Here is a 14,426-nt window from a genome sequence, read left to right as displayed (position 1 = left end):
GGGGCCTGTTGAATGAGCGCCGCAATGGTTCGCCGTCGCGCCGCAATTGCGGTGCCGCTGGTCGTGACGCGCCATGCCGAGGAAGCTGCATTGCTCTGCAATCAGCGATTCTTTCTCGCGAACGCCGCACACGCGAAACTGCATCACCTGCGGCGTCTTGACGACCGGCTTGCCGCACACCTCGACGGGCTGGTGGTGGCCGCAGCAGAGGGCAGCAAGGCGTGCGACGAGGCGCTGGCCGACGCGGGTCACGGCGAGGTCTTTGCCGCGACCGTGCTGGCACTCGAAAACCGCGATCTGCCGCGACTGGAACGCCTGCTGGGTGTCGCCGAACAGGTCCCGGATGTGCGCGATGCCATTGCGCTGGCAAGCGGCTGGGCTTGCGCGGAGTCGCTGCGCGGAATCGCGAAGGACATGCTCGACTCGCCCCATCCGTTTCGTCGGGGCATCGCCATCGACGCTTGCAACTTTCACATGGTCGATCCTGGCGAGATGCTGCACGCCGCCGTCACCGATGCAGATGCGACGCTGCGTGCGCGGGCACTGCGTGCCGCAGGGGCGTGCGGAAGGCTCGACCTGGTCGCGGCCTGCATTGGCGCACTGGGCGACGAAGACGCCGATTGCCGAATCCAGGCGGCCTGCTCGGCCGTGCTTCTGGGTGAACGTCATCGGCCTGTTCGCGCTCTGCATGACGCGACCCTGCTGGCAGGATCACGGCACGGTGCACAGGCGCTGTCGCTCTTGTTCAAGCTTGCGAACCCGACGCAGGCGGCGAGGCTCCTCACCGAGATGCTCGACAAGCCGGACCATGTGAGGGATGCGATACGTTGCGCGGGCACAGTGGGCGACCCGAGGCTGGTGCCGTGGCTCATTGCACAGATGGACGCGCCTCGACGCTCGCGGCTGGCGGGCGAGGCATTCAGCACGATCACCGGACTTGATCTTGCCTGGCTCGACCTGGAGCGAAGACCGCCCCAGGGCTTCGACCCCGGTCCCGCAGATGCACCGCAGGACGGTGACGTCGCCATGGACGAAGACGACGGATTGCCCTGGCCCGACCCGCAGAAAATTCATGCCTGGTGGGAGGTCAACGGGCATGGCTTTCAGGCTGGCGAACGTTACTTCATGGGTGCCGCACCGTCCTGGGTGCATTGCGTCGACGTGTTGAAGCACGGCTACCAGCGACAGCGCATCGCCGCAGCGCAATATCTCTGCCTGCTGCGGCCGGGGAGCAAGCTCTTTCCCACGAGCGCGCCGGCATGGCGGCAGCAGCGCTGGCTTGCGCAGTGGCCGCCCGCGTAGGCGATTGGCCAATGGTCGCCAAGTACATCCTTGCTGCACTCGCCGTTGCATTCCTCATGGCAGCTGCGTTTCGTCAAACGAAAGGACGCACCCTGCGCGACCCCGCCACCCGCACCTGGCTCCTCATCGCCCTCGTCTTCACCACCGTTGCCGCCTGGCTGCAATGGCATACCTCTTAAGGCGAGATTGCCAACATGCACCACGGAATGAATACTCCCTGCGAGCCTGTTCAGGCGCATTCAGGCACAGAGCCTTCGGGGGCCGATTCATGATTCATATCGCTGTCATCACCCGGCAAGGCGCACCGGCCGGGGCGGCCATTGCCGCGGACTTCGGGCCCCACGGCGGCACCATCGGGCGGGCCGACACCAACACGCTGGTGCTCGACGACCCTGACCGCACCGTGTCGCGCGTGCATGCGCAGGTGCTGTGCCGCGACGGCCAGTACTTCGTGATCGACCGCGGCAGCAATCCGATGCAATGCAACGGCGTGTCGCTGGGGTCGGGCAGGGAAGCCGCGTTGACCGACGGCGCGCGGCTGGTGGTGGGCAGCTTCGAGCTTGCGGTGCGCGCCATGGGCGCGGCGGCCACCTCCGCGGCACCTGCGGCCCCCGCGCCGATGATTCCCCTCACCGTGCTGGGCAGCCCGGCGGCCGCCTCTTCGAGCGACGACCCCTTTGCCGACCTGCTCGCGGGCCTCTCTCCTTCTGCGGGACAGGCCGCACCGGCCGCGGCTTCCGCACCAAAGTCTGCCGCCGCGCAGGCCGACTCGCTGCTGTTCCCCGACCCCATGGCCAGCGGCTCGCGCAACGCGCAGGCCGATCAGGTCGACCCGTTCGCCAATCTGCTCGGGCCTTCGGGCAGCCACGGTGGCAACAGCGCCAACAGCGGCGCCGGTGCGCTGGACGACTTCTCCGACCTCGGCGCACCGCCCGCGCACGGCAAGGCCGCGGGCATCGACGACCTGTTCGGCGGCATGGGCTTTGGCCTGGGCGCGGGCGGCGGCATCGGCGGCGATCCGCTCGCGCTGTCGCCGCTGGCCGATCCGCTGCTGCAGCCCAACACCGCGTCCGACGCCGACCCGATGGCCGCGCTGCAGCGCATGGCGCCCGCCGCGCCGGCACCGCGCGCCGATCACCTGCCCATCGACCAGTTCGGGTTCAACCCGCCGAGGGCGATCACGCCACCGCCGCCGCCGCCCGCGCCACCACCGCCCGTGCAACCCGTGCAGCCTCTCGCCCAGTTCGACGACATGACCGGCCAGCCGATCCGCATCGTCGGACCGGACAGCGCGGGCAGGGCCGCCGAACCACTGTTGCCGCCATCACCGCCCCCGCCATCAGCGCCACCACCACCTGCTGCGCTGCAGCCCCCGCGCCCCGTGGCCGCGCCGCTCGAACGCACCGCCACCGACGACGAACTGCTCGCCGCCTTCCTGCGCGGCCTGGCCAGCACGCACCAGCCGCCCACCATGCTCACGCCCGGCCTGATGGAGCGCGTCGGCGCCATGCTGCGCACCGCCACCGAGGGCACGCTGCAGCTGCTGCTCACACGCCAGGAGTTCAAGCGCGAGGTGCGCGCGGAGGTCACGATGATCGCGGCGCAGGCCAACAACCCGCTGAAGTTTTCTCCCACGGTCGAGGTGGCGCTTGCGCACTTGCTTGGCCCCGGCGTGCGCGGCTTCATGCCGCCCGAGGCCGCGATGCGCGACGCCTTCAACGACCTGCGCGCCCACCAGTTCGGCGTGATGGTGGGCCTGCGCGCGGCGCTGGCCCATGTCATCGGCCGCTTCGAGCCGGCCGAGCTCGAGAAGAAGATCAGCGCCAAGACCGCGCTCGACGCGCTGTTCAGCGCCAACCGCAAGGCCAAGCTGTGGGACCAGTTCGTGTCGCTGTACGGCGGCATCGCGAGCGAGGCCGAGGACGACTTTCATGCGCTCTTCGGCAAGGCCTTTCTGGAGGCCTACGAGGCGCAGATGGCGCGGCTGAAGTCCAGCGACGACAGCAACGGCGCAAGGAACGCAAACGGCACGAACAACGCGAACGGCGCCAACGACAACCACCACCGCAACAGCTGAAGCGAGGCACCCCGCTTGGAAATTGAAATCGTCACGCTCTCCCGCCAGGGCGGGCGCACCTACAACGAGGACGTGCACGGCCACTGGCACGACGAGCGCTACGTCGCCTGCCTGGTGGCCGACGGCGCGGGCGGCCATGGCGGTGGCGACGTGGCGGCGGCCACCGCGCGCGCCAGCATGCTGGCCGGCTTCTCCGTGGCGCCGGGGCTGGACGAGTCCACGCTGCGCCGGCTGGTGGAGCAGGCCAACCTGGACGTGGTGACTCGCCAGGCCGAGGGCGGCGCGCTCGCGGGCATGCGCTCGACCATCGTGTTCGCGGCCATCGACCTGGAGCACCAGGCGCTGGCCTGGGTGCACAGCGGCGACAGCCGGGCCTACCTGTTCCGTGGCGGCGCCATCGTGGCGCGCACCACCGACCACAGCCTGGTGCAGCAGATGGTGGCCGGCGGCATGCTCGACGAGGAGGGCGCGCGGCTGCATCCGCAGCGCAACATGCTGCTGTCGGCGCTGGGCTCGATCGAGGAGGCGCCCGATATTGCCGTGTCCGACCGCATGCGCCTGCTGCCCGGTGATGTGCTGCTGCTGTGCAGCGACGGCGTGTGGGAGCCGCTGGGCGACGAGTGCCTGGTCGACACCCTGCACGCCGCGCGCACGCCCAGCCAATGGACCGCGCTGCTCGACGCGCAGGTGCAGGCCAATGCCAAGCCGGGCTACGACAACTACACGGCGCTCACGCTGTGGGTGATCGACGAGGACGCGGACGCGACGCGGCTGATGCCGCTGGCGGCCGCCGAGCTGTTGGCGCAAGAGGCGCCGTACAAGCAAACGACCGAGGCTGAGAGCGAAGGCGAAAAGACGATCCCCGCCGAGCCCGGGCCGCACTGAAACTGGGAAAGAGCCGAAACAGAAGCGGGGAATGTCTCCCCCCCTTCAGTGCCCCACAAGCAGATGCGCGTTCAGGTCGAACGGCGTTCCGGCCGCCGCAAAGGCGAACTGCGAATAGCAATCCGCGTTGTGCGTGCGCTGCCACGGCAGCAGCTTCTTGTACTTGCCGTCGGTGTGGTGCGCGTAGCCGTGGTCGGTGATGGCGTTGTGCGTGGAGCGCATCGGCCCCACGAAGTGCGCCGCCTCGTGGATCAGTACATACGCGAAGGCATCGCCGTCGAGGTTCTGCATGCGCGCGCACAGGTAGATGGAGCCCTTCGACATGCCCTGCACGGTCTGGCTGCGCGCAGACACGGCATAACCGCCGGTGAAGGCGAAGGCATAGGCCCCCACCCCCACGTTGGCGGGCTCGTTGCGCGTCAGCGTCAGGCCCTGCGGAATGTGGCCGATGGCGGTCTCCATGTTCAGGTAGATGCCGTCGATCCAGTCGAGCGCGTCGCGCCAGCCGTTGGCGCCCGGAAAGCGGTCGACCTGAAAGTGCGTTGCCAGCTTCTCCCAGTCTGACTTGCCGGTGCCGAAGCGGCTGTTCGGGTTGGCCTGGTGGTAACGCGCGATGCTGATCGACGAGCGCGCCCGGCCGATGAAATACATCGCGCGGGCGCGGTGCTTCATCATTTCGTCGGGCAGGTCGGGGTAGGTGCCCGCGGCGTGGCAGAGTTCCTTGTCGGTCTGCTTGCCGGGGTCGACCACGCCGTCGGCAGCGCCCACGCCAAAGTGCTTTTTCTGGAACCCGGCGATGCCCTTGAGGGTCAACGGGCCGAGCCTGCCGTCCTCCACCAGCGCCGGGCTGGGGCCGTCCTCCAGCGGGGTGAAGCGGTTGAGCGCGGCCTGTACCTTGCGCACGTCGGCCTCGGCATTGCGGCAGCGCGCCGCTGAACCCACAGGCGCGCTCAAGCCCAGCGTCGTGCCCCCCGCAGCGCCACCGAGCGATTCGAAGGCCGCGCATCCTTCCTTGCCGCAGAACGCAGTCATGCCCATGGGTCAGACCTTCGCGGCGCTCAGGGCGCCGCCGCGGTTCGAGGTGCCGGCCAGTGCGCCGCCGGAGCCCTTGAAGGTCTCGACGGTCGCCACGTTGGAGGTCAGCGGCGTCCAGCTGATCTTCATGTCGCCGCCGTTGCCGAAGGTGCAGTTGCCGCCGTTCTGCCGGTTGCTCATGGGCGTGTTCTGCGACATCGGGCGCGTGTAGGTCCAGCTCGCGCCGCTCTTGTCGTCGATGAAGTAGTAGTAGGTCTGGCCTTCCTGCTGCACCGTCCACCAGCCGCGCGCCCACTCGGGTGTGGGCGTCTTGGGTGCGCTCACGGGCAGCTTGGCGAACATGGTGTCGACGATGGCGTCCACCTCGCTGTCGCTGGCCGTCTTCAGGAAGATGCCGAGCGCGGCGCCGAAGCCCGCCAGCTTCGATGCTTCCGACTGCTTGTAGGGGTTGACGGTGTACTCGGCGCCGGTGTTCTTCATGCTGAAGTTCACCCAGTCGATGTGAATGTGGTCTTCATGGCGGGTGTCGGCGCTGTAGTTGCCGGCCTCCAGCTTGCGCCCGCCGTAGCCGGTGCCGTCGGCGCCGCGCACCCAGAAGTGCACCGGCGCGTTGGTGGTCGGGTTGCGCACGGTGAAGATGAACGCCGACCACTGCATGGCCTCGAAGTTCTTCACCAGGCCCGCCATGATGCGCCGGCCGATGCGCGCGTCGGCGTCCCGCTTGTAGTTCAGCATGATGTCCAGCGCAATGCCCGAGGTGTGCCGCGAGGCGGGCTGGTTGCCGATGCCGGTCTGCGTGTCGATCTGCGGAAACTCTGCCTTGAGCACGCTCTTGAGTGTGGCGATGGCGGGCGATGGGGTGTTGGGGGCGGCCATGCGGTCCTTCTTTTCTTGTTTCGTGTCGTGGGGGCGAGCGCTCAGGGTGCGGCGCCCTTGCGGCTGTTGTGCACCGGCTCCCACACGTAGTCCCAGGGCACGGTGTTGCCGCTGCAGGTGCAGGAGCATTCGCACTTCGGGCGGTTGGGCGCCGCGGCCGTGGGCGTGGCGCGCGGGCCGCCGTGGAAGGTGGCCTCGGTCCAGGCCACGGGCAGCGCGGCGGCTTCGGGGTCGTGGCCGAATCGCTTGTAGGCGCGTATCAGCATGACGGCCCAGCTCAGCGAGTACACGGCCCGCACCACCGGGTTGAAGCGCAGCCGCAGGTCGCTGCCCGCGAAGTCGCTGCAAAGCCGCACCATCACGCCGAAGGTGCCGTAGTTGACCGTGCCGTTCAGCCAGCACTTGCCCGCGACCTGCACGGTGTTCGAGCACACATCAGGGCTCTCGTGCAGCGGATCGAAGGGGTTGGCCTGGTCGGCGCCCGGGAGCGTGTCGGACGACGGCGTGGCGCACGGCCCCTTCAGCGCCGGGTCGTACACGGGCGGCGTGCGCAGCCAGGCCGATGCGCCCTGGAACAGCGGCACGGTGTCCCAGCCGTTGATGTCGGCAAACATCTGCGCCTTCTGCTTGAGTGCATCGAGGTCGAGCGGAAACCCGCCGTCGAACGGGTTGTCGGGCATCTGCACCGGAATCAGGATGGTGTTGCAGGCCTTGACCTTCTGGTCACGCCCCATGGCGCGGAAGTCGCTCTGGATCTTCATCCAGGTGGCGGCGGCCTGGTCGGTCACGTCGGGCCCGCAGACGAACTTGACGGCGGCCGGCGTGGGCTGCGGTGCGGGCGACTTCAGGTGCTCGTCCATCTGGGTGATGGTGCCGCGGCCCACGATGTTGTCCAGCGGCTGGCCGGGGCGCACGATGCCGAATTGCGCCTTGTACCTGCCGACCGCCTTCTCGGTGGAAGCGCCGAAGGTGCCGCGCGGATCGGTGATCTCTTCGAGCCCGATGCCCGGCATGCGCTTGCGGATCGCGTCCAGCGCATCCTGAATCGCCTTGACGTGGTCGCCGCTGGTGCGCGGGCGAATGTTGTGCGCGTCGGACGCCAGGCACAGGCTGAGCCGCTGCTGCACCGCGGGCGGCAAGCGGGTCGTCAGCTCGGGCGACTCCAGCCGCGTCTTGATGGGGGGTGTCGTAGCCATTTCAACCTCGTCGGACTCAGCGCCGGACAGCGGCACACGAAGGGACGGCGCATCGCCAGGGCGTGGCGCGCTGGCGATGCCGCTCGGGGACCAGCGCAGGGATCAGCGCGGCTGATCAGCGCAGGGATCAGCGCGTTTCGGTCGAGCGCGTGTCCCAGCCGAACTTGATGTCGCCGCCCATGGTGCCGTCCGCCTTCTGTGGCTTGTAGGCGATCTCGATGTCGCCGTACGACACCGCCACGCTTTCGTGCACTTCGCCGCCTTGCGCCGCACTGACGTTGAAGTCGGCAATGCGCACTTCCTTGAAGGTGATGGTCATGAAGGTCTGCTGGCCTTCGCCCGACTTGGCCATCACGAGCGTGGCCTTGTCGAAGTGCTTGCCGTTGGCGCAGGCCTTGGCCAGCGTGGGCGAGGAGCTGTCGAACTTCTTGGTCAGCGTGACCATGCCCGGCGAGCCCTTGCCCACCGACGAGCCGCCGCCGACCGTGCAGGTGGCGTTGTGCACGTTCCAGCTCCAGCTCATGAGCTCGATCTCTTCCTTGTGGTCCTTGTGCGCGGCTTCGCCCTTGACACCGTCGATCTTGAAATGGCAGTCGATCATGTTCTTTCTCCTGGATGGCCTTGCGATGCGGCCGGGTGGTTGAAAAAGTGCGCCGGACTCAGTCTTCTTGCCGGCTGTCTGTAGAACGAAAACGCCGCAGGGGTTTCAAAGAATCCGCGGCATGTCCTGCGAAAAAAGCAGCGTGCAGCGAACGCGGCCTGCGTGCTGCGTACTTGCCGCTTACTTGCCGCCCTTTGCCGACGGCAGCTTGGACACCAGCCGCAGCGACACCGTGAGGCCTTCGAGCTGGTAGTGCGGGCGCAGAAAGAACTTGGAGGTGTAGTAGCCCGGGTTGCCCTCGACCTCTTCCACCACCACCTCGGCGGCGGCCAGCGGCTTTTGCGCCTTGGTGGTCTCCGACGAATTGACGGGGTCGCCGTCCACGTAATTCATGATCCATTTGTTCAACCAGCGCTGCATTTCCTCGCGCTCCTTGAAGCTGCCGACCTTGTCGCGCACGATGCACTTCAGGTAGTGCGCAAAGCGGTTGCAGGCAAACAGGTAGGGCAGGCGCGCGGCCAGGTTGGCGTTGGCTGTGGCGTCGGGGTCGTCGTACTCGGCCGGCTTGTGCAGCGACTGCGCGCCAATGAAGGCCGCAAAGTCGGAGTTCTTGCGGTGAATGAGCGACAGCAGCCCGGCCTTCGACAGTTCGGCCTCGCGCCGGTCGCTGATGGCAATTTCGGTGGGGCACTTCTGGTCCACGCCGCCGTCGTCGCTGGGGAAGGTGTGCAGCGGCAGGTTCTCCACCGCGCCGCCCGACTCGATGCCGCGGATGCGAGAGCCCCAGCCGTACAGCTTGTACGAGCGGTTGATGTTGGTGGCCATGGCATAGGCCGCGTTGGCCCAGGCGTACTTGCCGTGGTCGGCGCCGGCGGTGTCTTCCTCGAAGTCGAACTCTTCCACCGGGTTGGTGTTGGCGCCGTAAGGCGTACGCGCCAGAAAGCGCGGCATGCACAGGCCCAGGTACTTGGCGTCGTCCGATTCGCGCAGCGAGCGCCAGCCGGCGTACTCCGGCGTGAGAAAGATCTTGGTCAGGTCACGCGGGTTGGCCAGCTCCTGCCACGACTCCATCTGCATCAGGTTGGGGCTTGCGCCGGTAATGAAGGGCGCATGCGCGGAGGCCGCGATCTTGGCCATCTCGCCGAGCAGCTCCACGTCGGGCGGGCTCTGGTCGAAGTGGTAGTCGCCCACCAGCGCGCCAAAGGGTTCGCCGCCGAACTGGCCGTATTCCTGCTCGTAGATCTTCTTGAACATCGGGCTCTGGTCCCAGGCCGCGCCCTTGAACTTCTTCAGGTTCTTGGCCAGCTCCACCTTGGAGATGTCCATCACGCGAATCTTCAGGTGCTCGTCGGTCTCGGTGTTGTTCACCATGTAGTGCAGGCCGCGCCATGCACTCTCGAGCTTCTGGTAGTCGGGGTGGTGAATGATCTTGTTCACCTGGTCGGTGAGCTTGGCGTCGATCGCGGCAATCATGGCCTGGATCGACTTGGTCACGTCCTTGCCGATGACGGTGCTGTTGGCCAGCGCCTGCTGCGCCAGCGTGAGCACCGCGGCTTCGACGGCGCTCTTGGCTTCGTCGCTGCGCGGCTTGAATTCCTTTTGCAGCAGCGACGAAAAGTCGCTGCCCGCGTACGCGACATCTTTCAGCGCGCTCTGTTCGAGTGCTTCGGCCATGGTGGGTTACTCCTGGTGTACCGGTGATTCAGGCAAAGGGGGTCAGGCGAATGGCGTTCATGCCGCAGGCGGCGCGCTGTCTTCGGGCTTCTTGCTGGAGGCCAGGCTCTGCAGCAGCGCCGGGTCTTCCAGCACCTTGGCCAACAGGTCTTCGGCGCCGCCCTTGCCGTCCATGTAGGTCACCAGGTTGGACAGCTGCGTGCGAGCTTCCAGCAGCTTGTTCAGCGCGCCCACCTTGCGGGCCACGGCGGCGGGCGAAAAGTCTTCCATGTTCTCGAAGGTGAGCTCGACCTTCAGGTCGCCCTCGCCGGTGAGCGAGTTCTCCACCGCGAAGGCGGCGCGCGGTTTCATGGCCTTCATGCGCGAGTCGAAGTTGTCGACATCGATCTCCAGAAACTTGCGCTCGGCCACCGCCGCCAGCGGGTCGGCGGGCTTGCCCGACAGGTCGGCCAGCACGCCCATCACAAAGGGCAACTGCACCTTTTTCTCGGCCCCGTAGAGCTCCACGTCGTACTCGATCTGGACCCGGGGCGCCCGGTTGCGGGCGATGAATTTCTGACTGCTCTTGGCCATGGAGATGCTCCTTGCGGTGTGGATGGCGAACGGTGCGGGTGTCTGAAGAAAAAACGAACAGGGCTCAGTCGGACGGGCGGCGGCCGGTGACTGTTTCGATCGTGTCCATCGCGTTGGGCGCGAGGTTGGCCATGATCTCGAGAAAGCTCACGCCGATGAGCTTCTTGGCGCGCTCTATCAAGAGCGGCGCGGGGTTGCCGGGCTCGGCCTGCTCGAGGTAGCGAATCACGCGGTCGAGCATCTGCACGGCGTCCTGGCGGTTCTGGATGTCGCCGCGCGGCGTGGCGGGGCGCGAGGCCGCACCGCCCGGGGCTTGCGCGTCGGCGTCTGCATCGCCCGTGTCCGCCGCCGCATCGGCCGGCGCGCCGCTGGCCGCGGCGCAGGCCTTGTGCAGCACGCGGGCAATGGCGCGCAGCGGGTCGAGGTCGACCGCGTCGGCGCGGCCGGTACGCGCAACGATGATCTCGCGCAGCCGCTCCACCAGGCCCGGTACGGCCAGGGCCGCGCGCATCGCATCGGGTTGCTCGGCCTGAATGGCTTCCAGGCCGCCCTGCACCTGCGCCATCGAGTAGGTGGCCTCGCCGCCCACGGCGGTGAGCGTGTTGTGCGCAATGGCGATGTCGCGCACGCGGATCGGCCCCACGCCGCGCGCCACGCCCACCTGCGCCTCGTACAGGTCGCGCAGGCCCATGGCCTCGTCGGTGAGCGGCGCCAGCGCGTTTAGGCGCATGGTGGGGTCGTTGTCGTCGTCGGCATCCAGCTTTGGATGTATGCCGTCCCAGTAGGTGTCGAGCAGTTCGTTGAGCAACTGCAGGCCGAGCGCGAAGCCGCTCACGCCCTGCGTGTGCGTGGCGGCGCGAAGCAGCAGCACGGCGCTGCGCACGTCCTTGCTGCGCCGGAGCAGGCCTTGCGCACGTTCGGCCACGTCGCGCCAGTCGGGCTCGACCGCGGGGATCACGGTGTCGCCGAACTGCTGCTCGGCCTTGCCTTGCGCAGCGGCCACCAGGGCCATGAAGTCGGCGTCGTACTCGAGATCGTCGCCGCAGGGCAAGGCCTCGCCGATGGGTTCGCGCAGTGTGTCTGCAAGTTCGAGTGTCAGCATGTTGCCTGTTCGGGTTGGCTGGTGATAATCAAAGAAGCACCTGAACCGGTCAATGCAACGAAGGGAATAGCATGCGCACGCTGGGTACACACCATTCGTCCTATGAGCGCCTTTTTGGCGCTGCAACGCGGCGCCGCATCGGCGTTCTTGGCCTTGCTGCAGCGGGTCTTCTGATGGCGGGCTGCGCGGCCAAGCCGGTGGTCACCACGGTGGCCGTCACGCTCACCGCGGGTGCCGATGCCAACCCCGACGCGCGCGGTCGTGCGTCGCCGCTCACGGTGCGCGTCTATGCAATGAAGTCGCCGGGGCCCTTCGAGGGCGCCGACTTCTTCTCGCTGTTCGAGAAAGACCAGGCCACGCTGGGCGCCGAGCTGGTGCAGCGCGAAGAAGTGCTGCTGCGGCCCGGAGAAAGCAAGAAGCTCGATTTCAACCTGCCGCCCGATGCCAAGTCCATCGGCGTGATGGCGGCGTACCGCGATCTCGACCGCGCACGCTGGCGCGAGGTGCGCCCCGTCACCACCGGCAAGGCGCAGTCGCTCGACGTGACCTTCGGCGCGCGCCAGATGCGCGTGGACGCGAAGTAGGCCGCCGCACTCACGCAGCGCCGGACGACGCACGGCCCGGCCGCACCAGCGGCTGGTCGGCGGGCAGGAAGCGCTCGAACAGGTCTTGCACGAAGGCACCTTCAGCCCCATCGGCTGCATCGGCCGCATCGGCACCTTGCGACGCACAGGCCGCCAGGTAGAAGCCCCGCCAGCGCGGCGCGCGTGAAGTGCCCTTGCCGTGGTGCTCGAACAGCACCTGCGCGAACTGTCGCAGCCCGGGCTGCAGCGCGTGCAGCGCTTGCACGAACGCATGCACGGCGAACCGGCCTGCGGCGTGCTGCTGGTCACGCAGCAGCGCCGCGCGCAGCGCATGCAGCTGCTGCGCAAGCGGATCGAACACGGCATCGAAGCGCTCGCCGACCGGGGTCTCGATGGCGGCCGACGGGTCGGTGAGCCGGTGCCCCAGCACCTGCAGCAGCGCCTCGGGCGGCAACGCGTCGCGCACCGTGGCATAGCCTTCGAGCTGTTCCAGCCCGGTCACCACCAGGTAGGTGGGCAGCTGCAGGCGCAACGTGTCGCCGGTCTCGTCGAGCAGGCGGCGCGTGCGCGCGGCCAGCGCCTTGAGTACGGCGCCGTCGGCGTGCAGCAGCTCCGGCGCCGCCACGCACACCACCAGGCCGTTGAGCGGCAGCCGGTCGCGCCGCTCGGCCAGCGCCAGCAGCGACTGCAGCCACAGGCCGCGCACCGACGGCGTGCCGGCCGTGTCGCCCACGGCGCCGGGGTGCACTTCGATGGCCACGCTCGCGCCCGTCAGCCACCAGTGCCACCACAGGCCGCCGAAGGGGTTGGTGGGTTCGGCGTTGTTGTGCATGGCTTCTGTCGGCGCCGGCACGCGCGCACCGTGCGCGGCGCGCAGCAGGCCGGGCAGGTCGGCCGCCGTGTCCCCGAAGAACAGGAACCACGGCAAGGGCACGGCCGCCTTCGGGCGTGGCACGCGCCGCAAGGCCTGCTGCGCCTGGGCCATGGTGGCGCGCAGTGCGTCGACGGCCGTTTCGTCGGCGCCGCCGGTCGGTGTGCCTAGCGCCGCAATGCGCTTGCGCAGCGCACGGCGTCGCGCGCCACGGCCCGCGTCGCGCACTACCGCGTACAGCAGGCCAAAGCCCAGCAGGCACAGCGACAGCAGCAGCCAGAAGCGATGGGCGGGGGACAGCATGGCGGTCATCTCACCGGGGCACCGTTTCGAGGAACACGAAGTCGGCGATGAGCCGCTCGCTGTTCTTGCTGGCCGCCAGCGCTTCGCGCAGGCGCAGCAGGTAGGCCGAAGCAAGCTCGAAGGGCGGCCGGTCGGAGGCTTCGGCAAAGGGCATGGGCGCCGACAGCACCGTGAGCAGCACGCTGCCGAAGGGCGGGCTCACCAGCCAGCTCGACGGAATGTCGCGGCCCAGCGCCAGCGTTTCGCCGGCGTGCAGCAGCATCGGCGCCTGGCCGGCGTTCAGGTGCATGACGGAGCCGTCGGCGGTGTAGTAGTCGACCCAGATGTAGCTGTCGTGGCGCGGCGCCACCACCTGCACACGCACCGCGTCGCCTTCGCGCAGCTTGCCGTCGCGCGCGGACGGCGCCTCCACGTCGAGCCCGTAGCCTTTCTCGGTGTTGCGCGCCTGGTAGGGCTTGAGGATGGAGAACACCTCGCAGTGCGGCCAAACGCGCAGGCCCAGGTCGAACTGCGGCGCCTTCACGCCGGGCATGGCCGCAACCTCGCGCTCCACGCGCGGCAGGTCTTCGGGCAGCGAGACGAAGCCGCGCACATGCGTGCGGCCCTGCGGGTCGATGGTGGCCGTCAGGTCGGCGCAGGCCAGGCTTTGCAAGTGCTGCTCGATGCGCTGGGCCAGGCCGGTGGCGGCGGCCGGCGGCCCTGTGGACCAGAGCCAAAGCAGGTACAGCAGCGGCAGCATCAGCGCCAGCGCGGCGCTGCTGCGCAGCAGCGTGCGGTCGCGCCGGCGCGTGTCGTTGGGCCCGCGCGGGTCGGCCACGGCGTAGGGCTGCGGCGTGAGGTGCGCCTGCGCCAGCGCGTCGGTGGTCAGGTGCAGCTTGAGTTGGCGCCCGTGCAGGTCTTTCAGCTTGCCGAGCTCGCCCTGGTCGCCGTCCTCGAAGTAGTACTGGCCCTTGAAGCCCAGCGCCATGGCATGCCAGTACACCTCGCGCACCGCGTCGTCTTCCGGGCCCAGGGCCGACAGGTGGTGAAAGAACTCGCTGTGCGCGTTGGTGGAGTTGAACAGCTGCACCTGCAGCGGGGCGGTACCGTTGGCGCCGGGGTGGCGCGCCAGAATTTCGTCGAGCCACGCCACCATGGCGAAGGCCGCGAGCTCGACCTGCGGCGCGGGCGTGCCGGCGGCGTCGGCGTTGTGGCGGGCGGCGTCCAGCAGGCGGCGCGCTTCCAGCTGGGCCGCGGGGTGCGCCAGCAGGGGCGCGCCGGCCGCAATCGATGCGTCCAGCCTCAGGCCGAACGCAACAAGGGCGGAGAAGCTGTCGTACAGGCGGGCCATGGGCACGGCCCGCTCAG

General features: G+C 68.5%; 14 protein-coding genes. 5 read left to right on the top strand and 9 right to left on the bottom strand.

Annotated elements, in window-relative coordinates; all coding sequences use genetic code 11:
* Window positions 1–12: 12 nt before the first annotated feature.
* The 4 genes from VLK31_RS24450 to VLK31_RS24435 all read left to right on the top strand — a co-directional run bounded on the left by VLK31_RS24450 (window position 13) and on the right by VLK31_RS24435 (window position 4,264).
* The gene (locus tag VLK31_RS24450) at window positions 13–1,302 is read left to right on the top strand and encodes a TIGR02270 family protein (protein ID WP_409171048.1); all 1,290 of its coding nucleotides are present in this window, start codon (window positions 13–15) and stop codon (window positions 1,300–1,302) included.
* 11 nt (window positions 1,303–1,313) lie between these two features.
* Window positions 1,314–1,481, top strand: a complete 168-nt coding sequence (locus VLK31_RS24445; RefSeq protein ID WP_409171047.1) for a hypothetical protein — start codon at window positions 1,314–1,316, stop codon at window positions 1,479–1,481.
* Between the two features lie 89 nt (window positions 1,482–1,570).
* Entirely contained in the window at window positions 1,571–3,379 is a 1,809-nt protein-coding gene (gene tagH / locus VLK31_RS24440) for a type VI secretion system-associated FHA domain protein TagH (protein ID WP_409171046.1), read from the top strand.
* Between the two features lie 15 nt (window positions 3,380–3,394).
* Entirely contained in the window at window positions 3,395–4,264 is an 870-nt protein-coding gene (locus VLK31_RS24435) for a PP2C family protein-serine/threonine phosphatase (RefSeq protein WP_409171045.1), read from the top strand.
* 45 nt (window positions 4,265–4,309) lie between these two features.
* Here VLK31_RS24435 and VLK31_RS24430 read toward each other — a convergent pair whose 3' ends face one another.
* The 7 genes from VLK31_RS24430 to tssA all read right to left on the bottom strand — a co-directional run bounded on the left by VLK31_RS24430 (window position 4,310) and on the right by tssA (window position 11,321).
* The gene (locus VLK31_RS24430; RefSeq protein WP_409171044.1) at window positions 4,310–5,302 is read right to left on the bottom strand and encodes a peptidoglycan-binding domain-containing protein; all 993 of its coding nucleotides are present in this window, start codon (window positions 5,300–5,302) and stop codon (window positions 4,310–4,312) included.
* A 3-nt stretch (window positions 5,303–5,305) separates the two neighbouring features.
* Window positions 5,306–6,175, bottom strand: a complete 870-nt coding sequence (locus VLK31_RS24425) for a hypothetical protein (RefSeq protein ID WP_409171043.1) — start codon at window positions 6,173–6,175, stop codon at window positions 5,306–5,308.
* A gap of 41 nt (window positions 6,176–6,216) precedes the next feature.
* Window positions 6,217–7,371 (bottom strand): peptidoglycan-binding domain-containing protein, encoded by a 1,155-nt coding sequence (locus tag VLK31_RS24420; RefSeq protein ID WP_409171042.1) that lies wholly within the window; start codon window positions 7,369–7,371, stop codon window positions 6,217–6,219.
* A gap of 127 nt (window positions 7,372–7,498) precedes the next feature.
* Complete coding sequence (locus VLK31_RS24415) at window positions 7,499–7,972, bottom strand: Hcp family type VI secretion system effector (RefSeq protein WP_409171041.1); 474 nt, start codon at window positions 7,970–7,972, stop codon at window positions 7,499–7,501.
* A gap of 180 nt (window positions 7,973–8,152) precedes the next feature.
* Window positions 8,153–9,646 carry a type VI secretion system contractile sheath large subunit gene (tssC, locus tag VLK31_RS24410; RefSeq protein WP_409171040.1) on the bottom strand — a complete coding sequence of 498 codons (1,494 nt, stop codon included), beginning with the start codon at window positions 9,644–9,646 and terminating at the stop codon, window positions 8,153–8,155.
* A gap of 57 nt (window positions 9,647–9,703) precedes the next feature.
* Window positions 9,704–10,219 carry a type VI secretion system contractile sheath small subunit gene (gene tssB / locus VLK31_RS24405; protein WP_409171039.1) on the bottom strand — a complete coding sequence of 172 codons (516 nt, stop codon included), beginning with the start codon at window positions 10,217–10,219 and terminating at the stop codon, window positions 9,704–9,706.
* A gap of 64 nt (window positions 10,220–10,283) precedes the next feature.
* Window positions 10,284–11,321, bottom strand: coding sequence for a type VI secretion system protein TssA (gene tssA / locus VLK31_RS24400; protein WP_409171038.1), 1,038 nt, complete (start codon window positions 11,319–11,321; stop codon window positions 10,284–10,286).
* A gap of 71 nt (window positions 11,322–11,392) precedes the next feature.
* Here tssA and tssJ point away from each other — a divergent pair, with 71 nt between their 5' ends.
* Window positions 11,393–11,905 carry a type VI secretion system lipoprotein TssJ gene (gene tssJ, locus VLK31_RS24395; RefSeq protein ID WP_409171037.1) on the top strand — a complete coding sequence of 171 codons (513 nt, stop codon included), beginning with the start codon at window positions 11,393–11,395 and terminating at the stop codon, window positions 11,903–11,905.
* A gap of 10 nt (window positions 11,906–11,915) precedes the next feature.
* Here tssJ and VLK31_RS24390 read toward each other — a convergent pair whose 3' ends face one another.
* A complete protein-coding gene (locus VLK31_RS24390; protein WP_409171036.1) occupies window positions 11,916–13,079 on the bottom strand; it encodes a type VI secretion system protein in 1,164 nt (387 codons plus the stop codon).
* Window positions 13,080–13,089: 10 nt separating this feature from the next.
* Window positions 13,090–14,409, bottom strand: a complete 1,320-nt coding sequence (locus tag VLK31_RS24385; RefSeq protein WP_409171119.1) for a DotU family type IV/VI secretion system protein — start codon at window positions 14,407–14,409, stop codon at window positions 13,090–13,092.
* Window positions 14,410–14,426: the final 17 nt, after the last annotated feature.

The sequence above is a fragment of the Variovorax sp. H27-G14 genome (assembly GCF_046156345.1).
GTDB lineage: Bacteria > Pseudomonadota > Gammaproteobacteria > Burkholderiales > Burkholderiaceae_C > Variovorax.
Note: the sequence above shows the minus strand (reverse complement) of the source record. Positions and strands in the feature narration are given on the sequence as shown.